Origin of the sequence: Pseudomonas sp. NyZ480 (assembly GCF_029537255.1) — a bacterium.
In the GTDB taxonomy this organism is placed as follows: domain Bacteria; phylum Pseudomonadota; class Gammaproteobacteria; order Pseudomonadales; family Pseudomonadaceae; genus Aquipseudomonas; species Aquipseudomonas taiwanensis.
The window spans coordinates 493,704-518,618 of record NZ_CP120626.1; the positions used below are offsets into that span (position 1 = coordinate 493,704).

Sequence of the window (24,915 nt, forward strand, 5' to 3'; positions counted from 1 at the left end):
TTCAGCGAGGCAGCTTCAGGTTGTTCCAGATAGCCAGACTTGGCTCGGCCTGGTTCAGGGTGTAGAAGTGCAGGCCCGGTGCGCCGCCTTGCAGCAGTTGTTCGCACATGCGGCTGATCACGTCTTCGCCGAAGGCCTGGATGCTGGCGGTGTCATCGCCATAGGCTTCCAGCTGCTTGCGGATCCAACGTGGAATCTCGGCGCCGCAGGCGTCGGAGAAACGGGCCAGCTTGCTGTAGTTGGTGATGGGCATGATGCCCGGCACTACAGGGATGTCCACGCCCATCTTCTGTGCGCGCTCGACGAAATAGAAGTAGCTGTCGGCGTTGAAGAAGTATTGGGTGATGGCGCTGTCGGCACCGGCCTTGACCTTGTGCACGAAATTGGCCAGGTCGTGTTCGAAGTTGCGTGCCTGCGGATGCATTTCCGGATAAGCGGCAACTTCCAGGTGGAAGTGATCGCCGGTTTCCTGGCGGATGAACTCGACCAGATCGCTGGCGTAGCGCAGCTCGCCGCTGGCCATGCCCATGCCCGATGGCAGGTCACCACGCAGGGCGACGATGCGCTTGATGCCGGCGGCCTGGTACTGGTTAAGCAGGGCGCGCAACTCGTCCTTGCTATCGCCGACGCAGGACAGGTGGGGGGCGGCCGGTACCTTAACTTCGCTTTCCAGCTGCAGCACGGTATTGAGCGTGCGGTCGCGGGTCGAGCCACCGGCACCGTAGGTGCAGGAGAAGAAGTCGGGGTTGTAGCTGGCCAGCTGGCGGGCAACGCCCATCAGTTTTTCGTGGCCGGCATCGGTCTTGGTGGGGAAGAACTCGAAACTGTAGCGGCGTTCTTGTGACATCTCTCGTTCCTTCAGCTGCCAGCGCCAGGCGGGCAACTGCAAATAAAAGCCAGGGCGGTTTGGGCCGGCCTGGCTCGGGCATCGTTGCGAAGCGTTGCCTGCAAGGGCCAGGCAAGGTGCCTGGCCCTTGGGCCGCTGATCAGTAGCGGTAGGCGTGCGGCTTGAACGGGCCTTCGACAGTCACACCGATGTACTCTGCCTGCTGCGGGGTCAGCTGGGTGACCACGCCGCCGAAGCCGCGGACCATTTCCAGGGCCACTTCTTCGTCGAGTTTCTTCGGCAGCACTTCAACGGTCAGGCGCTCGGCTTTCTTGGCGGCTGGCAGGTCGGCGAACTTCTGCTCGAACAGGAAGATCTGGGCCAGTACCTGGTTGGCGAACGAACCATCCATGATGCGGCTTGGGTGGCCAGTGGCGTTACCCAGGTTAACCAGGCGGCCTTCGGCCAGCAGGATCAGGTAGTCGTCGTTGTGCGGGTCGAAGGTACCAGCGCCGGTGCGGTGGATCTTGTGGACCTGTGGCTTGACCTCTTCCCATGCCCAGTTCTTGCGCATGAAGGCGGTGTCGATTTCGTTGTCGAAGTGGCCGATGTTGCAGACCACGGCACGCTTCTTCAGGGCCTTGAGCATGTTGGCGTCGCAGACGTTGACGTTACCGGTGGTGGTGACGATCAGGTCGATGCGGCCCAGCAGGTCGGCGTTGATGCCAGCTTCGGTACCGGTGTTGATACCGTCCTTGAACGGCGAGACGACTTCGAAGCCGTCCATGCAAGCCTGCATGGCGCAGATCGGGTCGATTTCGGTGACCTTGACGATCATGCCTTCCTGGCGCAGGGACTGGGCCGAGCCCTTGCCCACGTCACCGTAGCCGATCACCAGGGCTTGCTTGCCCGACAGCAGGTGGTCGGTGCCGCGCTTGATGGCGTCGTTCAGGCTGTGACGGCAGCCGTACTTGTTGTCGTTCTTGCTTTTGGTGACCGAGTCGTTGACGTTGATCGCCGGGACTTTCAGCTCGCCCTTGGCCAGCATGTCCAGCAGGCGGTGCACGCCAGTGGTGGTCTCTTCGGTCACGCCGTGGATGTTCTCCAGCATGGCCGGGTATTTCTTGTGCAGGATTTCGGTCAGGTCACCGCCGTCGTCCAGGACCATGTTGGCATCCCATGGCTGGCCGTCCTTGAGGATGGTCTGCTCGATGCACCATTCGTATTCCTGCTCGGTTTCGCCTTTCCAGGCGAACACAGGGATACCGGCGGCGGCGATGGCCGCGGCAGCCTGGTCCTGGGTGGAGAAGATGTTGCAGGACGACCAGCGAACTTCGGCACCCAGGGCAACCAGGGTTTCGATCAGCACGGCGGTCTGAATGGTCATGTGGATGCAGCCGATGATCTTAGCGCCCTTGAGCGGTTGCTCAGCCTGGTACTTGCGGCGCAGGCCCATCAGCGCTGGCATTTCCGATTCGGCGATGATGACTTCCTTGCGGCCCCAGTCGGCCAGGGAGATGTCGGCGACCTTGAAGTCGGAAAAACCTGCAGGCGTGTTTACAGCGCTCATTGAGAGCCTCCATTCGTAGTGTGCGAATGGGCGCCGTTGTGCGTTGAGCGTCCGCGTCGCGGACAACGCCCCAACCGAGCCTGACAGGCCGAGCCTGCTGCAGCGCCCCTCGGATGGGTGGCGGGCATGGCGCCACAGTGGGCGACCATGTTAAACGGCAGGGATTATAGCCTTGGCTGTGTGACACACCCAAGGCTTTCTGTCGATTAATCGCGACGATAGTCGATGTTCAATGGAGCGCCGGCGGCCGCTCTGCCATCATTACTCCACGTTAGCCAAGCAGGTCAGGAGTACCGATGAACTTTCACACCCGCAAATGGGTAAAGCCCGAAGACCTCAACCCCAATGGCACCCTGTTCGGCGGCAGTCTGCTGCGCTGGATCGACGAGGAGGCGGCGATCTACGCCATCGTGCAGCTGGGTAACCAGCGCGTGGTGACCAAGTACATGTCGGAGATCAACTTCGTCAGCGCCTCGCGTCAGGGCGACATCATCGAGCTGGGCATCACCGCCACCGAATTCGGCCGCACATCCATCACTCTCAAGTGTGAAGTACGCAACAAGATTACCCGCAAGATGATCCTCACCGTCGACAAGATGGTCTTCGTCAACCTGGGTGAGGACGGGCTGCCGGCGCCGCACGGGCGGACCGAAATCAAGTACATCCAGGACCAGTTCCCGGATACCGCTGTCGAGTAAGCGTCGCCCAAAGGTAGGAGCCAGCCTTGCTGGCGAACCAAGCACCACGGTGCATGGCGCCGGCTGTGCTGGTGTTCGCCGGCAAGGCCGGCTCCTACGCCGCGTGTCATTCGGCCGGTTGGCTCACCTTGCGCACCATCTTGCCGACCGTCAGACCCTGCACCAGGATCGACGACAGCACCACGATGTAGGTGATCGACAGCAACAGGTCACGCTCGTCGCCCACCGGCAGCGACAGTGCCAGTGCCACCGACACCCCTCCACGCAGGCCGCCCCAGGTCAGCACGCGCACGGTCCCCTTGGGCACGCTTCTCCAGCGGCGCAGCAGGACGATGGCCGGTGCCACAGTCAGCAGCCGTGACAGCAGTACCGCAACCGCCAGCACGCCGCCTGCCGCCAAGTGCAGCCAGTTGAATGGCAGCAGCAACAGTTCCAGGCCGATCAGGGCGAACAGCAGGGCGTTGAGCATGTCGTCGATCAGTTCCCAGAAACCGTCCATGTAGCGACGGGTCATGTCATTCATCGCCAGGTTGCGCCCCAGGTTCCCGATGATCAGGCCTGCCACCACCATGGCGATGGGGGCCGAGACATGCAGTTCGTAGCACATCGCCGAGCCACCAATCACCAGCGCCAGGGTCAGCATCACCTCGACCTGGTATTGCTCGACGCTTTTGATCATCCGGTAGGTGGCATAGCCGATCAGTCCGCCAAACAACACGCCACCCACGGCTTCGTGAACGAACAGCATGGCGGTTTCAGCGACGCTCGGCGTCTCGCCCATCTGGATGATGCCCAGCAGCACGGTGAACACCACGACCGCGGTGCCGTCATTGAACAGCGACTCGCCAACGATGGTGGTCTTCAGCGGTTTGGAGGCGTTCGCAGTACGTAGTGCACCGAGTACGGCAATGGGGTCGGTCGGTGAAATCAGTGCGCCGAACAGCAGGCAGTAGATCAGCGGCACGTTCCAGCCGAACAGGGCGAACACCCAGTGGGCGAGATAGCCGATGACGAAGGTGGCGATCAACACGCCAAGGGTGGCCAGCAGGCCGATCGGCCAACGGTAGCTGCGCAGGTCGGTGAGGTTGACGTGCAGTGCGCCGGCGAACAGCAGGAACGACAGCATCCAGTGCATCAGCAGGTCGTTGAAGTCGATCTGGTTCATCAGCCCTTCGACGCGCTCTTCCAGGCCAGGAAAGCCAATCAGGCTCAGGCCCTGCAGCATCAGGGAAAACAGCAGAGCAGTCACCATCACGCCGATGGCGGGGGGGAGACCGATGAACCGGTAATTGACGTAAGTGAGGAGGGTGGTAAGGCAGATAAACGCTGCAACTAATTCAAGCATCCCAAATCCTGTGACGGTGGCTTCCAAGTCGTAACCCGAATGGCTCGGGCAGTTCTTTGATGGCCTGGCGCGGGGTTCGGGACACAGACTTTGACCGGATTCTTTCGAATCGTTCCCGATATGGACTGTTGCACTGCCTAGATTCCATAGCAGCCGGTCTGCCAGCGATGCGGCGCACAGGGCGCCTCAATCGCTATATATTCACAGGCTTGAAACGTCACAAGGATACAAGGCGTGTTGGCAACATCCCTGGTGCTGGTCGCCGCCCTGCTGCATGCGACCTGGAACACCCTGATCAAATTCAGTGGCGAGCGACTGCTGGTCATTGCCAGCATGGATGCGGTGGCATTGGTCTTTGCGGTGTTGGCGGTAGCCTTCGTCGCGTTTCCTCCGGCTGAAATCTGGCCATGGCTGCTGGCGTCGGCCCTGGCCGAGCAGTTGTACCGTGTCCTGCTGATCAAGGCCTACCGGGTTGGCGACCTGGGGCTGGTCTATCCTCTGATGCGTGGCTTGTCGCCGCTGGTGGTGCTGGGGCTAACGCTGGCATTCGCGGGCGAGTCACTGAGCCAGCAGCAGATCATCGGTATCTTGCTGATCCCCTGCGGCATGGCGTGTCTGCTCTGGCAGGGCGGCGGCGGTGAGCGGCTGCCGTGGTCGATGCTGCCAGTGGTTGCACTGATCGGCTTGTGTATCGGTTGTTACACCTGGTTCGACGGGCAGGCCGTAAGGCTCTGGGGCAAGCCCTTGGACTACCTGGTCTGGCTGACGTTGCTGAGCGCCTGGCCCTTCCCGGTCCTGGCGTGTGTGGCCCGGCGGCCGCAGTTTGCGCTGTTTTGGCAAACCCAGTGGCGGCTGGGGTTGGCGGTGGGTTTGTGCGTGCTGTTCAGCTATGCATTGGTGTTGTGGGCCATGCACCTGGGGTCGGTGGCCGAAGCTGCCGCGCTGCGCGAACTGAGCGTGATTCTGGTGGTGCTGCTTGGCATGCGCTATCTCAAAGAACCTTTTGGCGGCCCGAGACTCCTAGCTTGCGGGCTGGTCCTGGCTGGCATGCTGGTGATGAAGCTCTAACCCCGAACTCGAACAAGGAGTCCTGAACATGACCGTTGCCCTGTGGTGCATCCTGATCGCGCTCGTGCTGCCACCGCTTTGTGCCTTGATCGCCAAGACGAGTGGTCGTTTCGGTCTGAAGGATAATCACGACCCGCGCGGCTTCCTCGACACATTGTCGGGTTTGCCACGTCGTGCCCATGCTGCGCAGCAGAACGGGTACGAGGCATTCCCAGCGTTTGCGGCGGCGGTGCTGGTGGCCGATATCGTCGGCAATGCGGAGCAGGTGACCCAGGATGTGCTGGCGGTGCTCTACATCACCAGCCGGCTGCTGTACATCATCTGCTACCTGGCAGACTGGGCTGCCCTGCGTTCGCTGGTGTGGTTTGCCGGGTTGGGCCTGATCGTTTCGTTCTTCGTGGTATCGATCTGAGTTGAAGTGGCGCTCATCGCCGGCTTGGCGGCGATGAGCCTGCGCAACCTCAAGGCACTTTAGGCACCTCAGGCAGCGGCTTGTCCTTGGGCCAGAGCATCCAGATCTGTCCCTGCTGCTTCATGTTACCGGCCAGTTCACCCGCTTCGGGCCCAGTGCCCCAGAACAGGTCCGCGCGCACCTCGCCGGTGATCGCGCCACCGGTGTCCTGAGCGCCCACCGGGCGTACCACGGGGGAGCCATCAGGGCGAGTGGTAGACAACCACAGCAAGCTGCCCAGCGGGATCACCTTGCGGTCGATCGCCACGCTGTAGCCAGCGGTCAGCGGCACGTTGAGCGAACCACGCGGCCCTTCGTTGCTGTCTGGGCGGGTGCTGAAGAAGACATAGCTGGGGTTGCTGGCCAGCAGCTCTGGCACTCGTTGTGGGTTCGCTTGTGCCCAGGCGTGGATGCTGCCCATGGTGACATCTTCTTTCTTCAATTGGCCTTGTTCGACCAGCCAGCGCCCAATGGGGCGATAGGGGTGGCCATTCTGGTCGGCGTAACCCAGGCGCACCTGTCGGCCATCTTCCAGCTGGATACGGCCCGAACCCTGGATCTGCAGGAACTGCAAGTCCATCGGGTCGGTCAGCCAAGCCAGCACTGGCGCTTTCACGCCATCGCGGTTGATCACTTCGGCCGTGTCATAGGGCTTGAGCACGCGACCGTCGAGCCGCCCGCGCAGGCGCTTGCCCTTGAGCTCCGGATAAACGCTGGCCAGGTCGACCACGATCATGTCCTCGGGAACGCCGTACACCGCGACCCGTGCTGCGTCGGTGCGCTCCAGGCTGCCGGGGTAGACCGGCTCGTAGTAGCCAGTGATCAGGCCGGTGGCGTTGTTCTCGGCCGAGCGCAGCCCCAGTACTTGCAACTGCTGTTGCAGGAAGGCGCGGATCTGCATCGCGTTGTCAGGCACTTTGGCCGCTGCTTCGCAGGTTGCAGCCCAGACAGGGTCGCGCTTGAGCTTTTCGCAGCCGTTGCGCCAAGCCTGGAAACCGGCCCGCAGGTCACTGTCGCTGACGCTGGGTAAGTCGTTCCAGGTGGCGGGGGCGTAGGTGGCAATGGCGTGGGGTTCGGGTTTGGCGTTCTCACCGCCGTTGCAGCCGGCCAGCAGGGCCAGGGCAGGCAGCGCCCAGGCGAGGTGGCGCAGAGCAGATTTCATGGCTGAATCCTTGAGGGGAGGCCTTGGAGCTTCCCTTGTTTTTCGTAAGGGTATTGGTCTTTGTCGAGCAGGCGAGGATACTGTCGGCCCTTTCCTTCTGCCAATGTGACCGTGATGTTCAAATGTTTCACAGCCCTGCTGCTGATCAGCCTGGCCCTGGTGGGCTGCGACCGTGTCGATCCTAACTCACCTTTGGGGCAGCGCAAGGCGATCTTCAAGCAGATGCTCAAGACCAGTGAGGATATGGGCGGCATGTTGCGCGGACGTTTGCCGTTCGATGGTGTGAAGTTCGCCGACGGGGCGGTGAAGCTCGATGGCCTGGCTCATGCGCCGTGGCAGCATTTTCCCCAGGTCAAGGATGAAGGTGACAGCAGTGCCCGGCCTGAAGTCTGGGAACGACAGGCGCGCTTTCACGACCTGGCGATGCAGTTGGAAGGGGTGACGGGCGAGTTGGTCGATGTTACCCGTAAGCAACCGCTGGATGCGGCAAGTCTGAAAGCGCCGATGGACAGGGTCGAAGCGGCTTGCAAAGCCTGTCATACGGAATTTCGTAACCATTGAGGGAGGGCGCCTCTCCCGAAGGTTCAGGGGAGGCGATGGGCGGGTCAGCGGTCCAGTTGGTCCACGGCTTCCTGCAGTTCCTTGCGGGACTCGGCAAGCTTGTCCTTGCGCTTGTTTATTTTTTCCGCGTCGCCTTTGGCTTCGGCCTTCTTCAGGTCCTTCTCGCGTTGCGCCACTTCATGGCGCGCATCGAGCACCTTCTGTTCGCGCTCTTTGCGCAGGCTGGCATCATTGCAGTTCTCAACCCCGCGCAGGGCTTCCTCCAGGCCCGCGACCTGAGCATCGTTACCGTGATCGCGGGCAATTTTCAGCTGATTCTCGATGGCGCTGCGCTTGGCGGCGCAGCCGGTCAGGCCTTCGTCCGGTTGAGCGGCCTGTACGGCGGTGGCCGCAAGGCCAAGTGTTGCCAGCAGGACGAGGGTGTGAACGCGTTTCATGAGGGCCTCCTTGACGGGGCGGGGCAGCAAAAGTTGGGGGAAATCCTGCCTTGGTTTTGCGGATTTATAAACCCTTGTTGGTTTTTCTAGCCCAGACAAAGATTTTTCCTACATGTTTTTAGGGGGTTCTTTGTTGAGCGGACCCGTCACCGATCATGAAACCGCGAATACCCGCCGCGCTCAGTCGAGCGGCTATGGTTTGCAGTTCATCGTCCACGAAAAAGGCGGCGAGCTGCTTCGATCGGGTGTCACCGATGCCTGGCAAGGCTTGCCAGTCCCTGGCGGACCTACCCGCCAGCGTTTCCCAATCGCCATCAAGTGCCAGGTTGCCCGGTGCGGGTATGCCGAGGCCGCGCAGCCAATGGGCAAAGGAGCGTGATCGGCCAGCTTCGAAGCTGTGCTTGAGCTGGCGGGCGCTGGCATGGCTGATGCCCGGAACTTCGGTCAATTGCTCCGAATCCAGCGTCAGCCAATCCGTCAAAGTGCGTACCTTGCCGCCCTGGACCAGGCGGCGCCAGGTGCCGGGGCCTACACCAGGCATGGCCAGCCCATGCTTGCCACTGAGCCAGGTGAGCCTGGCGATGAATTGCTCTTCGCAATCGTGGCTTGCTTGCCAGCAGCTTCTGGTGTGATACCGATCGGGCGTGGGGGATGCCACGGGTTGCCGCGCCAGGGCGCGGTGCACCACCTGCTCGAAGCGTGGAATGGTCAGTCCTGCCAGGCTGATCGCTACCTGGTCTCCCGGGCGTACGTCGAGTGCCTGCCAGCGAGCCAGTGAGCCCAGACTTACCTGGCTGATCATCCGGTCATCCAGGCGTATGGGCTGCAGTTGCAGCACAGGAGTGACCTTGCCCGTGCGCCCGACACGAAAGCGTACTTCGCGAACCGAGGCCAGCGCTTGCGAGTAGGGGTACTTCCATGCGGCGATCCAGTATGGCGCCTTGGCTTGCCAGCGCTCGGCGGGCGGTCGGTTGTCCTGGCGCAGAATGATGCCGTCGGTAGCGAAGGGCAGAGGGGTGCGGTACCAGTGTTGCCTCCAGTGGGCGGCATCGCTCGCTTGAACGATAGCCTTGCTGAAGCGTTGGCTGTCCGGAAACCCCAGCGCAGCCAACTGCGCCATGCGTTCGACCTGGGTGGACGGCCCATGAGGCCAGTCCCACACGAACAATCCGATGCTGGCGCCTTGTTCGGGTGAAAGCTGCTGACGCGCCAGCAGCCCTGCGACGGTCCCTCGGGCATTCATGCCACCGGCCTTGGCCTGAACGTGCTCTTCGAGGCGGTGGTACAGCTCTCCCTGCAGCACCAGGTCGATGGTTTGGGGTAGCTTCCGGGTGATCGACCCCAGATGAGGGATGTGGCGGCTCCAGTCATGGCCGTGGATGCCATCGCCCCGGCTCAGCAGACGGACCAGTCGACCTTGCCGGTAGACCAGCGAGACGGCGACCCCGTCGACCTTGGGTTGCACCCAAACGTCCGTCTTCCCAGTCAGCCAGCGTTCGGCCTCGGTGTTGTCGCTCAACTTGTCGACGCCGGTGTGGGGGACCGGGTGCGGGATCGGCCCTCGTGCACTTGCCAGGGGATTTGCGTGACCGGCGAGACCGAAGCAGGTTTCCAGGTGTTTCAGGCGCAGGCGGCTCTGGTCGTAGATGTCGTCAGCGACTTCGGCCTTGCCCAGGCGATGGTAATGGTCATCCCAGCCGGCCAGGGTGGCGCGTAGCTGGGCGATTTCGGCCTTGGCTTGTGAGAGTGGCCAGTCATGGCATGGCGCGGCGAAGGCCCCGCAGGCTTGGAACAGCAACAGCGAGAGCAGCAAGCGTTTGAGTGGCATGGCCAGCATCCTTGCATGGCGGGTGGAGCCCTCAGCCTAGGCAAGTACGGGGTCCGCTGCGGTGAACAGTTGTCAGTGCATATGTCATGAAAAAGCCCCTGCCGATCACTCGGCAGGGGCTTTCATTTCACCGCTGTAGGAAAATTACAGCCCGGCAGCGTCACGCAGCGACTGGGCGCGGTCGGTACGCTCCCAGGTGAAGGTGGTGAAGGTGTCGTCGCCGACAGTCTTCTGCTGCGGGGTACGGCCGAAGTGACCGTAGGCGGCGGTTTCCTGGTACATCGGGTGCAGCAGGTCGAGCATCTTGGTGATCGCGTATGGACGCAGGTCGAAGCACTCGCGCACCAGCTGGATGATCTTGTCGTCGGAGACCTTGCCGGTACCGAAGGTGTTGATCGAGATGGAGGTTGGCTGGGCTACGCCGATGGCATAGGACACCTGGATCTCGCAGCGCTCGGCCAGGCCGGCGGCAACGATGTTCTTGGCCACGTAGCGGCCAGCATAGGCGGCGGAGCGGTCGACCTTGGACGGGTCCTTGCCGGAGAACGCGCCACCACCGTGACGGGCCATGCCGCCGTAGGAGTCGACGATGATCTTGCGACCGGTCAGGCCGCAGTCGCCCACCGGGCCACCGATGATGAAGTTACCGGTCGGGTTGATGTGGTACTGGGTGCCTTTGTGCAGCAGCTCGGCCGGCAGGGTGTGCTTGACGATCAGCTCCATCACCGCTTCCTGCAGGTCTTTCTGCGAAACCTCAGGGTTGTGTTGGGTCGACAGCACCACGGCGTCGATGCCGACTACCTTGCCGTTCTCGTAGCGGCAGGTGACCTGCGACTTGGCGTCCGGGCGGAGCCATGGCAGCAGGCCGGACTTGCGCGCTTCAGCCTGGCGCTCGACCAGACGGTGCGAGAAGCAGATCGGTGCCGGCATCAGTACTTCGGTTTCGTTGCTGGCATAGCCGAACATCAGGCCCTGGTCGCCAGCGCCCTGGTCTTCAGGCTTGGAGCGGTCAACGCCTTGGGCGATGTCCACCGACTGCTTGCCGATGATGTTCATCACGGCGCAGGTGGCGCCGTCGAAGCCGACGTCGGAGCTGTTGTAGCCGATGTCGATGATGACTTTGCGCACCAGGTCTTCCAGGTCCACCCAGGCAGACGTGGTGACTTCGCCGGCGATGATGGCGACACCGGTCTTGACCAGGGTTTCACAGGCTACGCGAGCGTACTTGTCCTGGGCGATGATGGCGTCCAGGACCGCGTCGGAAATCTGGTCGGCGATCTTGTCCGGATGCCCTTCGGACACGGACTCGGAGGTGAAAAGGGAATATTCGCTCATCTCGACGGGTTCCTAAAATTTACCGATGGTGAGTGTCGCCAGCCGTCCGCTGGAAATGTCGGACCTGAATCTGGAAACCGTTACGCAAGCCTACATAGAGGCTGTCCCCGGGTGTCAGCCCGGCAGCATGGGCCCAGCGGGCCAGGTCGTCCTGCTCGAAACCTAGCCAGAGGTCGCCGCAGGCTTCCCGCGCCCAACTCTGGTCATGGCTGCACAGCTCGGTGACCAGCAGGCTGCCGCCGGCCTTCACCCGTTTGGCCAACTGGCACAAGGCCTGGGCCGGGTCGCTGAAATGGTGCAGGACCATGTTCAGCACAACGCAGTCGGCTTCCACATCCGTTGCACCCAGTGCATCGGCCAACTGCAGATTTACATTACCCAGGCCTTGGCGTTCGCAGACCTGGCGGGCCAGCTCGAGCATGGTCGGGCTGTTGTCCATGGCGGTGACCTGAGTGAAGCGCTGGGCCAGGTCTGGCAGGAAACCGCCGTCCCCTGGGCCGACTTCCAGGGCCGTGGCCGTGGGCGTGAAACTGAGATTGTCCAGCAGTGCCAACAGGCTTTCGCGGTACTGGGGCAGCCCCGCGATCAGGTCTTGCTGGGCGCGGAATTTTTCTTCCACCCGCAGGAAGAAGTCCTGGCTGGTGGCGGCGCGGCGTTGTTGCACCTGCGCGATTCGGGCCAGCACGTCTTCTGGCAGGGCCAGGTCGTCGACTTCTTCGAGCAGCGCCGCATGCAGCCGGCCGCCTGGGCGAAGGCCGTCGGGCAAGGCGCGGCGGTAGAAAATGGCATTGCCTTCGCGACGGGTGGCCACCAGTTCAGCCTGGGCCAGCACTTTCAGGTGATGGCTCATGCCCGACTGGCCGATGTCGAAAATCTGTGCCAGCTCCAGCACCCCGAACGAGTCGCTGGCCAGTGCGCGCAGGACATTCAGGCGCAGCGCGTCGCCACTGGCCTTGCACAGGGCGGCCAGGGTGTCGCTTCGCTGAATGGAAATGGGCTGCGCACGTAGGTTCATGACGCGGCAGTCTAGACAGGCAGGGCTACCCCCGCAATAGCAATATCAAAAAGTTTTGATATTGGGTGATGAGCGGAGCACGCACCCAGCACCACGTGAGCCTGCGCAAGCGGGTTTACCCGTGATCAATCCACCGCCGCTCCCTGTGTTTCCCCCGAATTGGAGGCCAATCACAGGAAAAATGCCCGACTGCGACCATCCGTCATTGCCCCCGAGCCCGCCTGTGGGCGAAAATGGCCGCCTTTTTTCGTTTCACTACCTATTCAAGCCCCAGGAGATTAGCGATGCCCAGCCGTCGTGAGCGTGCCAACGCCATTCGTGCCCTCAGCATGGATGCCGTGCAAAAGGCCAACAGCGGCCACCCAGGTGCCCCCATGGGCATGGCGGATATCGCCGAAGTGCTTTGGCGCGATTACCTGAAGCACAACCCGAGCAACCCGAAATTCGCCGACCGCGACCGCTTCGTGCTGTCCAACGGCCACGGCTCGATGCTGATCTACTCGCTGCTGCACCTGACCGGCTACGACGTCACCATCGATGACCTCAAAGGCTTCCGCCAGTTGCACAGCCGCACCCCGGGCCACCCCGAATATGGCTACACCCCAGGCGTCGAGACCACCACTGGCCCACTCGGCCAAGGTATCGCCAACGCCGTGGGCTTCGCCCTGGCCGAAAAGGTCCTGGCAGCCCAGTTCAACCGTGAAGGCCACAACATCGTAGACCACCACACCTACGTGTTCCTGGGCGATGGCTGCATGATGGAAGGTATTTCCCATGAAGTCGCCTCGCTGGCCGGCACCCTGGGCCTGAACAAGCTGATCGCCTTCTATGACGACAACGGCATTTCCATCGACGGCGAAGTGCACGGCTGGTTCACCGACAATACCCCGGCACGTTTCGAAGCGTACAACTGGCAGGTGATCCGCAACGTCGACGGCCATGACGCCGACGAAATCAAGACGGCCATCGAGACCGCTCGCAAGAGCGACCGTCCGACCCTGATCTGCTGCAAGACCATCATCGGCTTCGGCTCGCCGAACAAGCAGGGTAAAGAGGATTGCCACGGTGCCCCGCTGGGCAACGATGAGATCGCCCTGGCCCGCAAGGAACTGAATTGGAACCACGGCCCCTTCGAAATCCCTGCCGACATCTATGCCGAGTGGGATGCCAAGGCCGCTGGCGCCAAGGCAGAAGCCGACTGGAACCAGCGTTTCGACGCCTACGCCAAGGCCTACCCGGAACTGGCGGCCGAGTTCAAGCGCCGCGAGAGCGGTGAGCTGCCGGCTGACTTCTCCGAGAAAGCCCAGGCCTACATCAACGAAGTGGCTGCCAAGGGCGAAACCATCGCCAGCCGTAAAGCCAGCCAGAATGCCCTGAACGCATTCGGCCCGCTGCTGCCGGAGTTCCTGGGCGGTTCGGCCGACCTGGCCGGCTCCAACCTGACCCTGTGGAAAGGTTGCAAGGGCGTCGAAGCCAACGATGCCAGCGGCAACTACGTGTTCTACGGTGTGCGCGAATTCGGCATGACCGCCATCATGAACGGCGTTGCCCTGCACGGCGGCCTGGTACCTTACGGCGCGACCTTCCTGATGTTCATGGAATACGCCCGCAACGCCGTGCGCATGTCGGCACTGATGAAGCAGCGCGTCATCCACGTCTATACCCACGACTCCATCGGTCTGGGCGAAGACGGCCCGACCCACCAGCCGATCGAACAACTGACCAGCCTGCGCAGCACCCCGAACCTCGACACCTGGCGCCCGGCCGACGCGGTCGAATCCGCCGTGTCCTGGAAAGCTGCCCTGGAGCGCAAGGATGGCCCATCGGCGCTGATCTTCTCGCGTCAGAACCTGCAGCATCAGGACCGCGACGCCGACCAGATCGCCAACATCGCCCGTGGCGGCTACGTGCTGAAGGACTGCGCCGGCGAGCCTGAACTGATCCTGATCGCTACCGGTTCGGAAGTCGGCCTGGCCACCCAGGCACACGCCAAGCTCACCGAGCAAGGCCGCAAGGTTCGCGTCGTCTCGATGCCGTGCACCAGCGTGTTCGATGCCCAGGACGCGGCTTACAAGCAGTCCGTGCTGCCGGTCGAAGTCGGTGCGCGTATCGCCATCGAAGCCGCCCATGCTGACTTCTGGTACAAGTACGTCGGCCTGGAAGGTCGTATCATCGGCATGACCACCTACGGCGAGTCGGCTCCGGCCAGCGCGCTGTTCGAAGAGTTCGGCTTCACCCTGGACAACATCCTGGGTACCGCCGAAGAGCTGCTGGAAGACTGATACAGGCGTAAGGCGAGGGCTTAGCCCTCGTTTCGCGACACAAGGCCGCTCCCACAAGGTTACTGCACGTGCGGTCCCTGTGGGAGCGGCCTTGCGTCGCGATGGGCCGCAACGCGGCCCCAACCGCCATCATGCGTTAGCGAGCCAACGAATGTCCCACCTGCGTCCCTACAAAGTTGCACTCAACGGTTACGGCCGCATCGGCCGCTGTGTCCTGCGCGCACTGTTCGAACGTGGGGCAACGGCCGGTTTCGAGATCGTTGCGCTCAATGACCTGGCCGACCAGGCCAGCGTCGAATACCTGACTCGTTTCGACTCCACCCACGGGCGCTTCCCCGGCGAGGTGAAGGTCGATGGCGACTGTCTGCATATCAATGGCGACTGCGTGAAGGTAGTGCGCAGCGCCACGCCGGAAGGCGTCGACTGGGCGGCACTGGGCATCGACCTGGTGCTGGAGTGCTCCGGCGCCTACCACACCCGTGCCGATGGCCAGCGTTTCCTGGATGCCGGCGCGCCACGGGTATTGTTCTCTCAACCGATGGCCAGCGAGGCGGACGTGGATGCCACGGTGGTCTATGGCATCAACCAAGACTGCCTGAGCGGCAATGAACGCCTGGTGTCCAACGCCTCCTGCACCACCAACTGCGGCGTGCCGCTGCTGCGGGTGCTGGACCAGGCTTTCGGCATCGAGTACGTGCAGATCACCACCATTCACTCGGCGATGAACGACCAGCCAGTGATCGACGCCTATCACCACGAAGACCTGCGCCGCACGCGCTCTGCCTTCCAGTCGGTGATACCGGTGTCCACCGGTCTTGCTCGTGGTATCGAACGCCTGCTTCCGGAACTTGCCGGACGAATTCAGGCCAAAGCGGTACGCGTGCCGACCGTGAACGTGTCGTGCCTGGACATCACCCTGCAGACCGCCCGCGACACCAGCGCGGCCGAGGTCAACCGGGTGCTGCGAGAGGCGGCGCTGGATGGCCCGCTGAAAGGCTTGCTGGCCTATACCGAGCTGCCGCATGCCAGCTGTGACTTTAACCATGACCCGCATTCGGCCATCGTCGATGCCAGCCAGACCCGTGTTTCAGGCCCACGCCTGGTCAACCTGCTGGCATGGTTCGACAACGAATGGGGGTTCGCCAACCGTATGCTCGACGTAGCCGAACATTTTCTGCACGTCGTACACCCAACCCGCACCAAACAGCCCTGAAGGACTGCATTCATGACCGTGTTGAAGATGACCGACCTCGACCTGCAAGGTAAGCGCGTTTTGATCCGCGAAGACCTCAACGTCCCTGTGAAGGACGGTGTGGTAGCCAGCGACGCGCGTATCCTGGCAGCGCTGCCGACCATCAAGCTGGCCCTGGAAAAGGGCGCGGCGGTAATGGTTTGCTCGCACCTGGGCCGCCCGACCGAGGGTGAGTTCTCTGCCGAGAACAGCCTCAAGCCAGTTGCCGACTACCTGAGCAAGGCGCTGGGCCGCGAAGTGCCGCTGGTGGCCGACTACCTGGACGGCGTCGAGGTCAAGGCGGGTGATCTGGTGCTGTTCGAGAACGTACGCTTCAACAAGGGCGAGAAGAAAAACGCCGACGAGCTGGCGCAGAAGTACGCCGCCCTGTGCGATGTGTTTGTCATGGACGCCTTCGGGACGGCCCACCGCGCCGAAGGCTCGACCCACGGTGTCGCCAAGTTCGCCAAGGTCGCCGCTGCCGGCCCGCTGCTGGCTGCCGAGCTGGATGCCCTGGGCAAGGCCCTGAAGGCCCCGGCCAAACCGATGGCGGCCATCGTTGCCGGCTCCAAGGTGTCCACCAAGCTGGACGTGCTGAACAGCCTCAGCGCGGTCTGCGACCAACTGATCGTCGGTGGTGGCATCGCCAACACCTTCCTCGCTGCCGCAGGTCACCCGGTTGGCAAGTCGCTTTACGAGCCGGACCTGGTCGATACCGCCAAGGCCATCGCCGCCAAGGTCAGCGTTCCGCTGCCCGTGGACGTGGTGGTTGCCAAGGCGTTCGCCGAGAGCGCTGAAGCCACCGTCAAGGCCATCGCCGACGTGGCTGCCGACGACATGATCCTGGATATCGGCCCACAGACCGCTGCCAACTTCGCCGAGCTACTGAAGTCGTCCAAGACCATCCTGTGGAACGGCCCGGTTGGCGTGTTCGAGTTCGACCAGTTCGGTAACGGCACCAAGGTACTGGCCAAGGCCATCGCCGACAGCGCCGCCTTCTCCATCGCAGGTGGCGGTGACACCCTGGCGGCCATCGACAAATATGGCGTTGGCGCCGATATCTCCTACATTTCTACCGGTGGCGGTGCGTTCCTCGAATTCGTCGAGGGCAAGGTCCTGCCTGCCGTGGCAATCCTGGAAGAACGGGCCAAGGCCTGATAGAGAAGGCGCCTGGCAAAGGGAGCGACCGGATGGTCAAGCAATTGCCTGTGATGATCCTTGCCGGACTGCTGGGCGCATGCTCCAGCAGCCCGTCCTCGGATGCCGAAGGCCCGCAACCGCCCAAAGGCGGTTGCTACCAGTCTGAATGGCAGGCCGAGACCGTGCCGGTGATCAACAAGCGCCTGGGGCCGACCGGCCTGGAAAAGTACGACGACGAGCATCAGCGCAAAGCGCCCGGCTGCCCTTGATCGGGTGGCAGGCAACCTGACGGGTATTTCGTGGTCTGCGTGATGAGGAGCCGGCTTGCCGGCGATGGGCTGCAATGCAGCTTCAAGCGGAGTAATTTGATGAAAGCGCTGCTGGCCTCGATGGCCCTGGCGACACTGGCAGGATGCTCACTGCTGCAACCGGCGCAGCCCGCGCCGACGGACAACTGGACCCGTTGGGTCTGCGACACCCAGACCGAAGTCCTGTGGCGTTTCGCTGATGCGAAACGGGATGAAGTCGACGTACGCCTTGGCGGCGGTGACCAGGTCTACCGGCTCAAGTCCGAACCGGGTGCTTCCGGCGCGCTGTACAGCGATGGCGTGCTGGCCTTCCACACCAAGGGCGAAGAAGGCCTGGTGTACTGGGTGGCGACGAACGATCTGATTGGGCGGGGCTGCAAGGCACCGTGACTGGCCGGGCCGCGCTGGCGGCCCACACTACTTGAACAGCAACCGCCCCTGCGGCAGGCTTGCACGAAACAAACGACGCTTGTCGGGAGAGAGATACACAATGGCACTCATTAGCATGCGCCAGATGCTGGACCACGCCGCCGAGTTCGGTTACGGCGTTCCGGCTTTCAACGTCAACAACCTCGAGCAGATGCGCGCCATCATGGAAGCGGCCGACAAGACCGACTCCCCGGTGATCGTCCAGGCCTCGGCCGGCGCCCGCAAATATGCCGGTGCCCCTTTCCTGCGCCACCTGATCCTGGCGGCCATCGAAGAATTCCCGCACATTCCGGTGTGCATGCACCAGGACCACGGCACCAGCCCTGACGTCTGCCAGCGCTCCATCCAGCTGGGCTTCAGTTCGGTCATGATGGACGGTTCGCTCAAGGAAGACGGCAAGACTCCGTCCGACTACGAGTACAACGTTCGCGTCACCCAGCAGACCGTGGCATTCGCCCACGCCTGCGGTGTATCGGTAGAAGGCGAGCTGGGTTGCCTGGGCAGCCTGGAAACCGGCCAGGCCGGTGAAGAGGACGGTGTGGGCGCCGAAGGCATCCTGGACCACAGCCAGATGCTGACCGACCCAGAAGAAGCCGCTGACTTCGTCAAGAAGACCCAGGTCGATGCCCTGGCCATCGCCATCGGTACCAGCCACGGTGCTTACAAGTTCACCAAGCCGCCAACCGGCGACATCCTGGCCATCGACCGCATCAAGGAAATCCACAAGCGCATCCCGAACACCCACCTGGTGATGCACGGCTCCTCCTCGGTACCTCAGGAGTGGCTGAAAGTGATCAACGAGTACGGCGGTGACATCAAGGAAACCTACGGCGTGCCGGTCGAAGAAATCGTCGAAGGCATCAAGTACGGTGTACGCAAGGTCAACATCGACACCGACCTGCGCCTGGCTTCCACGGGTGCCATCCGTCGCTACATGGCTCAGCACCCGAGCGAGTTCGACCCACGCAAGTTCTTCGCCGAAACCGTGAAGGCCATGCGTGACGTGTGCATCGCCCGTTACGAAGCCTTCGGCACTGCGGGCAATGCCTCGAAGATCAAACCGATCTCCCTGGAAGGCATGTTCCAACGTTATGCCAAGGGTGAGCTGGCCGCCAAGGTCAACTGATCCGGCTGCTGCGTAACCCGAAAAGCCCGCATTCGATATGCGGGCTTTTTGTTTGTGCAAGGCTTGACCGGCTTCCCAGGCCTTGCTCGACTTTTTGCTGGTGGCGGGTTGACCGTTAGTCGGCTACCGTCCTAGTTGATGGCGCTTAGCCATTCCTTGCATTGCGCGTTTGGTCATCAAGGCTAGAGTTCATAATCGGATCCAATTGGATTCGAAGGCAGTCTTACAAGAGAAGCAGCATGGATGGCGCTCATACTCAATTGCCGGATGGCAACTCGGTTTTACTGGTTGTAGACGACTACCCGGAAAACCTCATCAGCATGCGGGCGCTCTTGGCCCGCAAGGATTGGCAGGTGTTGACGGCGAGCTCGGGGATGGAAGCCCTTAGCGCGTTGCTCGAGCACGATGTCGATTTGGTGCTGCTGGACGTTCAGATGCCGGAAATGGACGGCTTCGAAGTCGCCCGCCTGATGCGCGGCAGTCAGCGCACGCGGCTGACGCCGATCATTTTCCTGACGGCCAACGAGCAGTCCGACGAAGCCGTGCTCAAGGGGTACGCCAGCGGCGCCGTGGACTACATGTTCAAGCCGTTCGACCCGCAGATACTCAAGCCCAAGGTCCAGGCTTTGCTCGACCAGCAGAGTAACCGGCGCATGCTCCAGCGCCTGACCCGGGAGCTGGAGGCTGCCAGGGCGTTCAATGCCTCGATTCTGGAGAATGCCGCCGAGGGCATTCTAGTGGTGGATGCTACAGGCATCATCAGTTTCGCCAACCCGGCTATCTCGCGGCTGTTGCAGGCGCCGGTCGAGCAATTGCAGGGCGTGTCCGTACTGGACTTGGTGCAACTGCCCAATGTCAGCCTGTGGGTCGATTCAGAGTTCTACCAGGCCTACCTGGCACGGCGGATTTTTCGTGTGCATGACGCCCAGCTGCGTACCCAGACCGGTCAGTTGGTACCGGTGGCGCTGTCGTGCGCGCCACTGCCCGCCGAGCAGCAGGCCATGGTAGTGACGGTGCTGGACATGTCGGTGGTGCGCAACCTGCATCAGCAGCTCGAATATCAAGCCGTGACCGACCCCCTCACGGGCCTGCTCAATCGTCGCGGCTTCTATCAGGCGGCCGACGCGGTGCTGATGCGTAACGAACACTCGGACAAGTGCCAGGCGCTCATGTACATGGATCTGGACGGGTTCAAGCGCATCAATGACTCCCTGGGTCACGACGCCGGTGATCGTGTGCTGCGTTGGGTCGGCGAGCAGCTCAAGGACTGCTTGGGTAATGAAGCCCTGCTGGCACGCATGGGGGGCGATGAATTCACCGCGCTGTTCGACGGGCTACCGTATCCGGAACAGGCCGGGCGTTTTGCCGAGCGACTGCTCGAGCGGATGTCCAGCTGCCAGCATATAGATGATCTGGACCTGAACCTGGGGGTCAGCATCGGGATCGCCACGTACCCGGACTGCGGTGCCAGCGTCGAAGGCCTGCTGCGGGCCGCCGATGTGGCGATGTATGCAGCCAAGCGAGCCGGACGTCAGCAATACCGCTTCTATGATCAGGAGCTCAACGGCCGAGCACGTTCGAGGCTGATGCTCGAAGACGGTGTCCGCGCTGCCATCGAGGAACGCGCCTTCACCCTGGTGTATCAGCCCCAGGTCAGTTTCGCCGACGGTCACCTGCGTGGTTTCGAGGCATTGTTGCGCTGGCAGCACCCTAGTGTCGGCGATGTGCCGCCGGGGCTGTTCATTCCATTGCTGGAAGAGGCCCGGTTGATCAACCGCCTGGCCAGTTGGATCTATCGTCAGGGCGTGTCCCAGCGCCGGGCCTGGCGTGAACACTTCGCGCCGGACGTGGTACTGGGTATCAGCCTCAGTCGCGCACAGTTTTCCATGCCCAGCCTGGTGGACGAACTGCAGCGGGTAATCAACGAACAAGGGCTGAGCCCGTCGCAGTTGGAGGTCGAGGTCGCGGAGACTTCGCTGATGTACAACATCGACGAGGCGGTCAAGCAGGTCAATCGTTTGCGTGAGCTGGGTGTTCGGGTAGCCCTGGACGACTTTGGCGCAGGCGATTGTTCGCTGCGCATGCTGCGCGACCTGCCAATAGATACCTTGAAGATCGACCGTCATCTGGTTGCACGACTGCCGGACTCCGCGGTTGATGCAGCCCTGGTGCGCAGCGTGATCGCCTTGTGCGCGGACTACGCCATCACGGTCATCGCCGAAGGCGTTGAAACCCCGGCCCAGGCAGCTTGGCTCAAAGCCAACGGTTGTGCGTACGTGCAGGGTTTCATCGTCGCCCACCCGATGACGGCAGCGGATGCCGGGCGCTTCCCGACAATTTTCCCCTGGCCGAGGCTATGATTGGCTAAACTCGCCCTTCGTTCCGCCATACCCTGTGCCATGACCGCATTACGCTACTTGCAAGCCTACCCGCCGCACCTGCAGGCGCAGGTGCGCCAGATGATCGACAGCAACCGCCTGGGCGATTACCTGCAACGCCGTTACCCTGAACGTCACGACATTCAGAGCGACAAGGCGTTGTACGGTTATGCCCAGGATTTGCGTCAGCAGTACCTGCGCAGTGCACCGAGCCTGGACAAGGTGTTGTTCGATAATCGTCTGGACCTCACCCACCGTGCGTTGGGGCTGAACACGGCGGTGTCGAGGATCCAGGGCGGCAAGCTCAAGGCAAAGAAGGAAATCCGCATTGCCTCGCTGTTCAAGGAGGCCGCGCCACAGTTCCTGCGCATGATCGTGGTGCATGAGCTGGCCCATCTGCGGGAGCGGGAGCACAACAAGGCGTTCTACCAGCTCTGTCAGCACATGGAACCGGACTATCACCAACTGGAATTCGACCTGCGCGTCTACCTGACCTATCGGGAGCTGCAGGGCAATTGTTAAGGACCAAGCGGCATGGATGTGAGCAAGACCAAGAGCAGTTTCTATCGTCGTCTGTATGTGGCCTGGCTGATCGATAGTCAGACAGCCACCAGCGTACCGGCGCTGATGGAGGCCACCGGTATGCCACGGCGCACGGCGCAAGACACCATTGCCGCGCTGGCCGACCTGGATATCGTCTGCGAGTTCGAGCAACAGGAAGGTGCGCGCAACCATGCCGGGCATTACCGCATCCATGACTGGGGGGCCATCGACAAGCAGTGGATCATCCAGCACCTGCGGCAGATCCGTGAAGTCTTGGGGTACCCTTGACCGCTGTGGCGCGAGCCCCCTTGAACAGCGCAAGGCCGTCCTCCAGATCGCATCCATACGCCAGGAATTTGCAGATGTCCGCTAATCGGCAGGCTCTATCCCCTCGTTTCAGTAATTACGCCGCCATGGCCGATGGCGTTGCTACCCTGCTGTTCCCCCATGCCGAAGTCGTGGTTCACGACTTGCGCAGCCAGACCGTGGTGCATATCGCCAACAACATCTCCAAGCGCCAGCTGGGGGATGATTCGGCGCTGGATGACCTGCCCGCCGAACTGGACCCCTCGGCGCCCCTGGGGCCCTACGAAAAGCTCAATTGGAATGGCCAGAAGATCCGCTCCATCAGCAGCGTGATGGTCGATGAGTCCGGTCAGCCGGAAGCGCTGCTGTGCATCAATTTCAACATCTCGGTGCTCGAGCAGGCCAAGCAGGCGCTGGACCTGTTCTTCCAGGCCAGCCGCTTGCTGCCACAGCCAGAAGCACTGTTCCGCGACGATTGGCAGGAGCGGATCAATACCTTCCTGCACGCCTGGCTCGCGGACAAGGGGTTGAGCCTCGGCAGCCTCGACCGTGACCACAAGCGTGAGCTGGTGCAGGCCCTGCATGGACAAGGGGCTTTTCGTGGCAAGAGTGCCTATGACTACGTGGCCAATGTCCTGGGCATGGGGCGGGCGACGGTCTACAAATATGTGAAGCTCATGCGGGAAGCGTGAAGGCAGTCTCCAGCGACAGGCGATGCTTGCTGTTTGTAGATAAATATTCTACGGTGGACGAATATTCTATTCGTGGCGGCACTGTGGCCGCCTTTCACCCCGGAGAACCCGTCCATGGAAATCAACGATGCCGAGCTCGACGCGCTGTTTCTGTCGATCTTCCAGGCTCATCAGGCGCTACGCCCGCAGGTACCCGTCACCCCGTTGCTCCCCAGTGCTGGGTTGTCCGCGCTGACCGGCTGTAACGTTCTTCTGAAGTGCGAGCACTTGCAGTGCACGGGGTCGTTCAAATTCAGGGGGGCCAGTAACAAGCTGCGGCTGTTGGATGCTCAGCAGCGTCACCTCGGGGTAATCGCCGCGTCCTCGGGCAACCATGGCCAAGGCCTGGCGCTGGCTGGCCAGTTGCTGGGGGTGCCCGTCACGGTCTACGCCAGCAGCGAGGCATCGCCGGTGAAGATCGACGCCATGCGCGCGCTGGGTGCCAATGTCCAATTGCTGGATTGCGACCCGCTTGAGGTCGAGCTCGAGGCAGGACGCCGGGCAAGGCAGCAAGGCAAGCCGTTCGTCTCGCCGTACAACGATCTGGAGGTCATCGCCGGGCAGGGCACCATCGGCATGGAATTGCTGGAGCAGCATTTCGACCTGGATGCAGTGTTCGTTGCCGTCGGTGGCGGGGGGATGATTTCCGGCATCGCTGCCGCGCTGCATAAACTCAAGCCGTCGGTGGAGGTGATCGGTTGCTGGCCGGTCAATGCGCCGACGCTGCAGCGCTCGCTGGTAGCGGGACGGATCATCGAGGTCGAAGAAACCGACACGCTCTCGGACGGCACCGCAGGCGGAGTCGAACCCGACAGCATCACTTTCGGCCTATGCCAGCGGCTGCTGGACAGGACCGTGCTGGTCAGCGAGCGTGAAATCAAGGACGCAATGCGCGATGTCGCCTCCCATGAACGCTGGATCATCGAAGGCGCGGCAGCGGTCGCTCTGGCGGGCATGAAGCAATTGGCCAAAGACTATCAAGGCAAGAATGTCGCGGTGGTGCTGTGCGGGCGCAACATCCAACTGGAGCAATACCTGGAGGCGATCGCATGAACGTCTTCGACAGGCACCGCATCGAACAACATCTTGACCTGGGCGTGGCCGAGCGTTGGCTCGAAGAGGGTTTCATCGCCTATTCCCAGGGAAAGGTCCAGGCACCCCCGGTCCAGACCTTCGTTTTTGCCCAGTCCAATGGTGACTGTTGCATCAAGTCGGCCTACGTGGAAGGCAGCGAGACCTTTACCGTCAAAGTGTCCACCGGCTTCTACGACAACCCTGCACGAGGATTGGAGAGCAATGACGGCTTGATGCTGGTGCTCTGTGCCCGAACCGGTCAGCCGCTGGCGTTGCTGGCGGACCAAGGTTGGCTGACCGGCATGCGTACAGCATTGGCCGGGCGGATCGTCGCGCGGCGGATGGCACCCGCGAAGGTCGAGGCGATCGGGATTCTTGGGACTGGAACCCAGGCGCGAATGCAACTGGCGCAACTCATGCCCGTTACCACGTGCCGCGAGGTGAGTGTGTGGGGGCGCAGCGATGCGGGGCTGGCTGCCTACCGGGATTACGCCCAGGCACTGGGGTTCGACGTGCGGGTGGAACGTGAGCCCAAGGCGGTCGCCGAAGCGGCCAACCTGATCGTCTGCACCACCCCGTCTCGTGAGGCCTTGCTGCAACGTGAATGGATACGGCCCGGTACGCACATCACTGCGTTGGGCGCCGACACGTCCGGCAAGCAAGAACTCGACCCAAGGCTGGTAGCCAGTGCCGACCGCATCGTGGTCGACTCGATCCGCCAGTGCAGTCAATATGGCGAGGTGTCCCACGCCTTGCAGGCTGGCTTGATGAGCCCGGCCAGGCTAGTGGAAATCGGGACTGTGCTCGCCGGTGACGCCATCGCTCGCGAAGATGAGGGGCAATTGACCGTGGCGGACCTGACCGGTGTCGCGGTTCAGGATGCGCAGATCGCGCGCTGTGCCTTCGAGTCGCTGCGTGGCTGAGAATCAGGCCTCGCAATGAGGCCTGAACATTACGCCCAGTCATGGCGGCATATCGCAGACCAAAATAGAGGCTATTTGACATCATTGCCCGCTATCGCTTACCTCTCCCGATGTGTAACCTGCAAGTCCTGTAGTTGCGAAGACCGCC

24 protein-coding genes and 1 riboswitch are annotated in these 24,915 nt (G+C 62.2%); of the genes, 16 read left to right on the plus strand and 8 right to left on the minus strand.

Translation table 11 applies throughout. The features are described 5' to 3' along the window. Window position 1: 1 nt before the first annotated feature. Both metF and ahcY read right to left on the minus strand, forming a co-directional pair. Entirely contained in the window at window positions 2–847 is an 846-nt protein-coding gene (gene metF, locus P3R38_RS02185; protein ID WP_023378361.1) for a methylenetetrahydrofolate reductase [NAD(P)H], read from the minus strand. Window positions 848–986: 139 nt separating this feature from the next. Beyond that, window positions 987–2,396 carry an adenosylhomocysteinase gene (gene ahcY / locus P3R38_RS02190; protein ID WP_277686787.1) on the minus strand — a complete coding sequence of 470 codons (1,410 nt, stop codon included), beginning with the start codon at window positions 2,394–2,396 and terminating at the stop codon, window positions 987–989. Window positions 2,397–2,417: 21 nt separating this feature from the next. Further along, a riboswitch (S-adenosyl-L-homocysteine riboswitch) is annotated at window positions 2,418–2,513 on the minus strand. Window positions 2,514–2,692: 179 nt separating this feature from the next. On the opposite strand from ahcY, the gene P3R38_RS02195 reads away from it, so the two are divergent. Next, complete coding sequence (locus P3R38_RS02195) at window positions 2,693–3,094, plus strand: hotdog domain-containing protein (protein WP_023378363.1); 402 nt, start codon at window positions 2,693–2,695, stop codon at window positions 3,092–3,094. Window positions 3,095–3,200: 106 nt separating this feature from the next. Here the strand turns inward: P3R38_RS02195 and P3R38_RS02200 are convergent, their stop codons facing one another. After that, window positions 3,201–4,439 (minus strand): sodium:proton antiporter, encoded by a 1,239-nt coding sequence (locus P3R38_RS02200; protein WP_023378364.1) that lies wholly within the window; start codon window positions 4,437–4,439, stop codon window positions 3,201–3,203. A gap of 234 nt (window positions 4,440–4,673) precedes the next feature. On the opposite strand from P3R38_RS02200, the gene P3R38_RS02205 reads away from it, so the two are divergent. Beyond that, a complete protein-coding gene (locus P3R38_RS02205; RefSeq protein WP_277686788.1) occupies window positions 4,674–5,507 on the plus strand; it encodes a DMT family transporter in 834 nt (277 codons plus the stop codon). 28 nt (window positions 5,508–5,535) lie between these two features. Continuing rightward, the gene (locus P3R38_RS02210; RefSeq protein WP_023378368.1) at window positions 5,536–5,919 is read left to right on the plus strand and encodes an MAPEG family protein; all 384 of its coding nucleotides are present in this window, start codon (window positions 5,536–5,538) and stop codon (window positions 5,917–5,919) included. A 49-nt stretch (window positions 5,920–5,968) separates the two neighbouring features. On the opposite strand, the gene P3R38_RS02215 is transcribed toward P3R38_RS02210, so the two are convergent. Continuing rightward, window positions 5,969–7,120 carry an MltA domain-containing protein gene (locus P3R38_RS02215; RefSeq protein WP_023378369.1) on the minus strand — a complete coding sequence of 384 codons (1,152 nt, stop codon included), beginning with the start codon at window positions 7,118–7,120 and terminating at the stop codon, window positions 5,969–5,971. Window positions 7,121–7,234: 114 nt separating this feature from the next. Between P3R38_RS02215 and P3R38_RS02220 the strand changes: the two genes are divergently transcribed. Next, window positions 7,235–7,681, plus strand: a complete 447-nt coding sequence (locus P3R38_RS02220) for a cytochrome c (RefSeq protein WP_023378370.1) — start codon at window positions 7,235–7,237, stop codon at window positions 7,679–7,681. Between the two features lie 44 nt (window positions 7,682–7,725). On the opposite strand, the gene P3R38_RS02225 is transcribed toward P3R38_RS02220, so the two are convergent. From P3R38_RS02225 to P3R38_RS02240, 4 genes are all read right to left on the minus strand, one after another. After that, window positions 7,726–8,118 carry a DUF1090 domain-containing protein gene (locus P3R38_RS02225; RefSeq protein ID WP_023378371.1) on the minus strand — a complete coding sequence of 131 codons (393 nt, stop codon included), beginning with the start codon at window positions 8,116–8,118 and terminating at the stop codon, window positions 7,726–7,728. A gap of 118 nt (window positions 8,119–8,236) precedes the next feature. Next, the gene (gene ligB, locus P3R38_RS02230) at window positions 8,237–9,946 is read right to left on the minus strand and encodes an NAD-dependent DNA ligase LigB (RefSeq protein WP_277686789.1); all 1,710 of its coding nucleotides are present in this window, start codon (window positions 9,944–9,946) and stop codon (window positions 8,237–8,239) included. Between the two features lie 144 nt (window positions 9,947–10,090). Next, window positions 10,091–11,281, minus strand: coding sequence for a methionine adenosyltransferase (gene metK, locus P3R38_RS02235; protein ID WP_023378373.1), 1,191 nt, complete (start codon window positions 11,279–11,281; stop codon window positions 10,091–10,093). Between the two features lie 19 nt (window positions 11,282–11,300). Further along, window positions 11,301–12,296, minus strand: coding sequence for a metalloregulator ArsR/SmtB family transcription factor (locus P3R38_RS02240; RefSeq protein WP_023378374.1), 996 nt, complete (start codon window positions 12,294–12,296; stop codon window positions 11,301–11,303). A gap of 284 nt (window positions 12,297–12,580) precedes the next feature. On the opposite strand from P3R38_RS02240, the gene tkt reads away from it, so the two are divergent. The 12 genes from tkt to P3R38_RS02300 all read left to right on the plus strand — a co-directional run bounded on the left by tkt (window position 12,581) and on the right by P3R38_RS02300 (window position 24,767). Beyond that, window positions 12,581–14,578 (plus strand): transketolase, encoded by a 1,998-nt coding sequence (gene tkt / locus P3R38_RS02245; protein WP_023378375.1) that lies wholly within the window; start codon window positions 12,581–12,583, stop codon window positions 14,576–14,578. A 151-nt stretch (window positions 14,579–14,729) separates the two neighbouring features. After that, window positions 14,730–15,791 carry an erythrose-4-phosphate dehydrogenase gene (gene epd / locus P3R38_RS02250; RefSeq protein WP_023378376.1) on the plus strand — a complete coding sequence of 354 codons (1,062 nt, stop codon included), beginning with the start codon at window positions 14,730–14,732 and terminating at the stop codon, window positions 15,789–15,791. 12 nt (window positions 15,792–15,803) lie between these two features. Then, window positions 15,804–16,967 carry a phosphoglycerate kinase gene (locus tag P3R38_RS02255; RefSeq protein WP_023378377.1) on the plus strand — a complete coding sequence of 388 codons (1,164 nt, stop codon included), beginning with the start codon at window positions 15,804–15,806 and terminating at the stop codon, window positions 16,965–16,967. Between the two features lie 32 nt (window positions 16,968–16,999). After that, window positions 17,000–17,218, plus strand: coding sequence for a hypothetical protein (locus tag P3R38_RS02260; protein WP_023378379.1), 219 nt, complete (start codon window positions 17,000–17,002; stop codon window positions 17,216–17,218). A gap of 99 nt (window positions 17,219–17,317) precedes the next feature. After that, a complete protein-coding gene (locus P3R38_RS02265; RefSeq protein ID WP_023378381.1) occupies window positions 17,318–17,647 on the plus strand; it encodes an MliC family protein in 330 nt (109 codons plus the stop codon). Between the two features lie 100 nt (window positions 17,648–17,747). Beyond that, window positions 17,748–18,812, plus strand: coding sequence for a class II fructose-bisphosphate aldolase (gene fba, locus P3R38_RS02270; RefSeq protein WP_023378382.1), 1,065 nt, complete (start codon window positions 17,748–17,750; stop codon window positions 18,810–18,812). Window positions 18,813–19,051: 239 nt separating this feature from the next. Continuing rightward, the gene (locus P3R38_RS02275; protein WP_023378384.1) at window positions 19,052–21,172 is read left to right on the plus strand and encodes an EAL domain-containing protein; all 2,121 of its coding nucleotides are present in this window, start codon (window positions 19,052–19,054) and stop codon (window positions 21,170–21,172) included. A gap of 39 nt (window positions 21,173–21,211) precedes the next feature. After that, entirely contained in the window at window positions 21,212–21,712 is a 501-nt protein-coding gene (locus tag P3R38_RS02280) for a M48 family metallopeptidase (protein WP_023378386.1), read from the plus strand. 12 nt (window positions 21,713–21,724) lie between these two features. Further along, a complete protein-coding gene (locus tag P3R38_RS02285; protein ID WP_023378388.1) occupies window positions 21,725–22,021 on the plus strand; it encodes a winged helix-turn-helix domain-containing protein in 297 nt (98 codons plus the stop codon). Window positions 22,022–22,095: 74 nt separating this feature from the next. Beyond that, window positions 22,096–22,731 (plus strand): PAS domain-containing protein, encoded by a 636-nt coding sequence (locus P3R38_RS02290; protein WP_027907947.1) that lies wholly within the window; start codon window positions 22,096–22,098, stop codon window positions 22,729–22,731. Window positions 22,732–22,845: 114 nt separating this feature from the next. Next, a complete protein-coding gene (locus P3R38_RS02295; RefSeq protein ID WP_104882252.1) occupies window positions 22,846–23,823 on the plus strand; it encodes a threonine/serine dehydratase in 978 nt (325 codons plus the stop codon). Then, on the plus strand, window positions 23,820–24,767 hold the full coding sequence (locus tag P3R38_RS02300; protein ID WP_023378393.1) for an ornithine cyclodeaminase family protein: 948 nt from the start codon (window positions 23,820–23,822) through the stop codon (window positions 24,765–24,767). Before P3R38_RS02295 ends, P3R38_RS02300 begins: the two co-directional genes overlap by 4 nt. Window positions 24,768–24,915 lie beyond the last annotated feature (148 nt).

Excerpts from the sequence above, each read along its gene's own strand:
- metF (WP_023378361.1), bottom strand. The coding sequence starts at position 847 with ATGTCACAAGAACGCCGCTACAGTTTCGAGTTCTTCCCCACCAAGACC.
- ahcY (WP_277686787.1), bottom strand. The coding sequence starts at position 2,396 with ATGAGCGCTGTAAACACGCCTGCAGGTTTTTCCGACTTCAAGGTCGCC.
- P3R38_RS02195 (WP_023378363.1), top strand. The coding sequence starts at position 2,693 with ATGAACTTTCACACCCGCAAATGGGTAAAGCCCGAAGACCTCAACCCC.
- P3R38_RS02200 (WP_023378364.1), bottom strand. The coding sequence starts at position 4,439 with ATGCTTGAATTAGTTGCAGCGTTTATCTGCCTTACCACCCTCCTCACT.
- P3R38_RS02210 (WP_023378368.1), top strand. The coding sequence starts at position 5,536 with ATGACCGTTGCCCTGTGGTGCATCCTGATCGCGCTCGTGCTGCCACCG.
- P3R38_RS02215 (WP_023378369.1), bottom strand. The coding sequence starts at position 7,120 with ATGAAATCTGCTCTGCGCCACCTCGCCTGGGCGCTGCCTGCCCTGGCC.
- P3R38_RS02220 (WP_023378370.1), top strand. The coding sequence starts at position 7,235 with ATGTTCAAATGTTTCACAGCCCTGCTGCTGATCAGCCTGGCCCTGGTG.
- P3R38_RS02225 (WP_023378371.1), bottom strand. The coding sequence starts at position 8,118 with ATGAAACGCGTTCACACCCTCGTCCTGCTGGCAACACTTGGCCTTGCG.
- ligB (WP_277686789.1), bottom strand. The coding sequence starts at position 9,946 with ATGCCACTCAAACGCTTGCTGCTCTCGCTGTTGCTGTTCCAAGCCTGC.
- metK (WP_023378373.1), bottom strand. The coding sequence starts at position 11,281 with ATGAGCGAATATTCCCTTTTCACCTCCGAGTCCGTGTCCGAAGGGCAT.
- P3R38_RS02240 (WP_023378374.1), bottom strand. The coding sequence starts at position 12,296 with ATGAACCTACGTGCGCAGCCCATTTCCATTCAGCGAAGCGACACCCTG.
- tkt (WP_023378375.1), top strand. The coding sequence starts at position 12,581 with ATGCCCAGCCGTCGTGAGCGTGCCAACGCCATTCGTGCCCTCAGCATG.
- epd (WP_023378376.1), top strand. The coding sequence starts at position 14,730 with ATGTCCCACCTGCGTCCCTACAAAGTTGCACTCAACGGTTACGGCCGC.
- P3R38_RS02255 (WP_023378377.1), top strand. The coding sequence starts at position 15,804 with ATGACCGTGTTGAAGATGACCGACCTCGACCTGCAAGGTAAGCGCGTT.
- P3R38_RS02260 (WP_023378379.1), top strand. The coding sequence starts at position 17,000 with ATGGTCAAGCAATTGCCTGTGATGATCCTTGCCGGACTGCTGGGCGCA.
- P3R38_RS02265 (WP_023378381.1), top strand. The coding sequence starts at position 17,318 with ATGAAAGCGCTGCTGGCCTCGATGGCCCTGGCGACACTGGCAGGATGC.
- fba (WP_023378382.1), top strand. The coding sequence starts at position 17,748 with ATGGCACTCATTAGCATGCGCCAGATGCTGGACCACGCCGCCGAGTTC.
- P3R38_RS02275 (WP_023378384.1), top strand. The coding sequence starts at position 19,052 with ATGGATGGCGCTCATACTCAATTGCCGGATGGCAACTCGGTTTTACTG.
- P3R38_RS02280 (WP_023378386.1), top strand. The coding sequence starts at position 21,212 with ATGACCGCATTACGCTACTTGCAAGCCTACCCGCCGCACCTGCAGGCG.
- P3R38_RS02285 (WP_023378388.1), top strand. The coding sequence starts at position 21,725 with ATGGATGTGAGCAAGACCAAGAGCAGTTTCTATCGTCGTCTGTATGTG.
- P3R38_RS02290 (WP_027907947.1), top strand. The coding sequence starts at position 22,096 with ATGTCCGCTAATCGGCAGGCTCTATCCCCTCGTTTCAGTAATTACGCC.
- P3R38_RS02295 (WP_104882252.1), top strand. The coding sequence starts at position 22,846 with ATGGAAATCAACGATGCCGAGCTCGACGCGCTGTTTCTGTCGATCTTC.
- P3R38_RS02300 (WP_023378393.1), top strand. The coding sequence starts at position 23,820 with ATGAACGTCTTCGACAGGCACCGCATCGAACAACATCTTGACCTGGGC.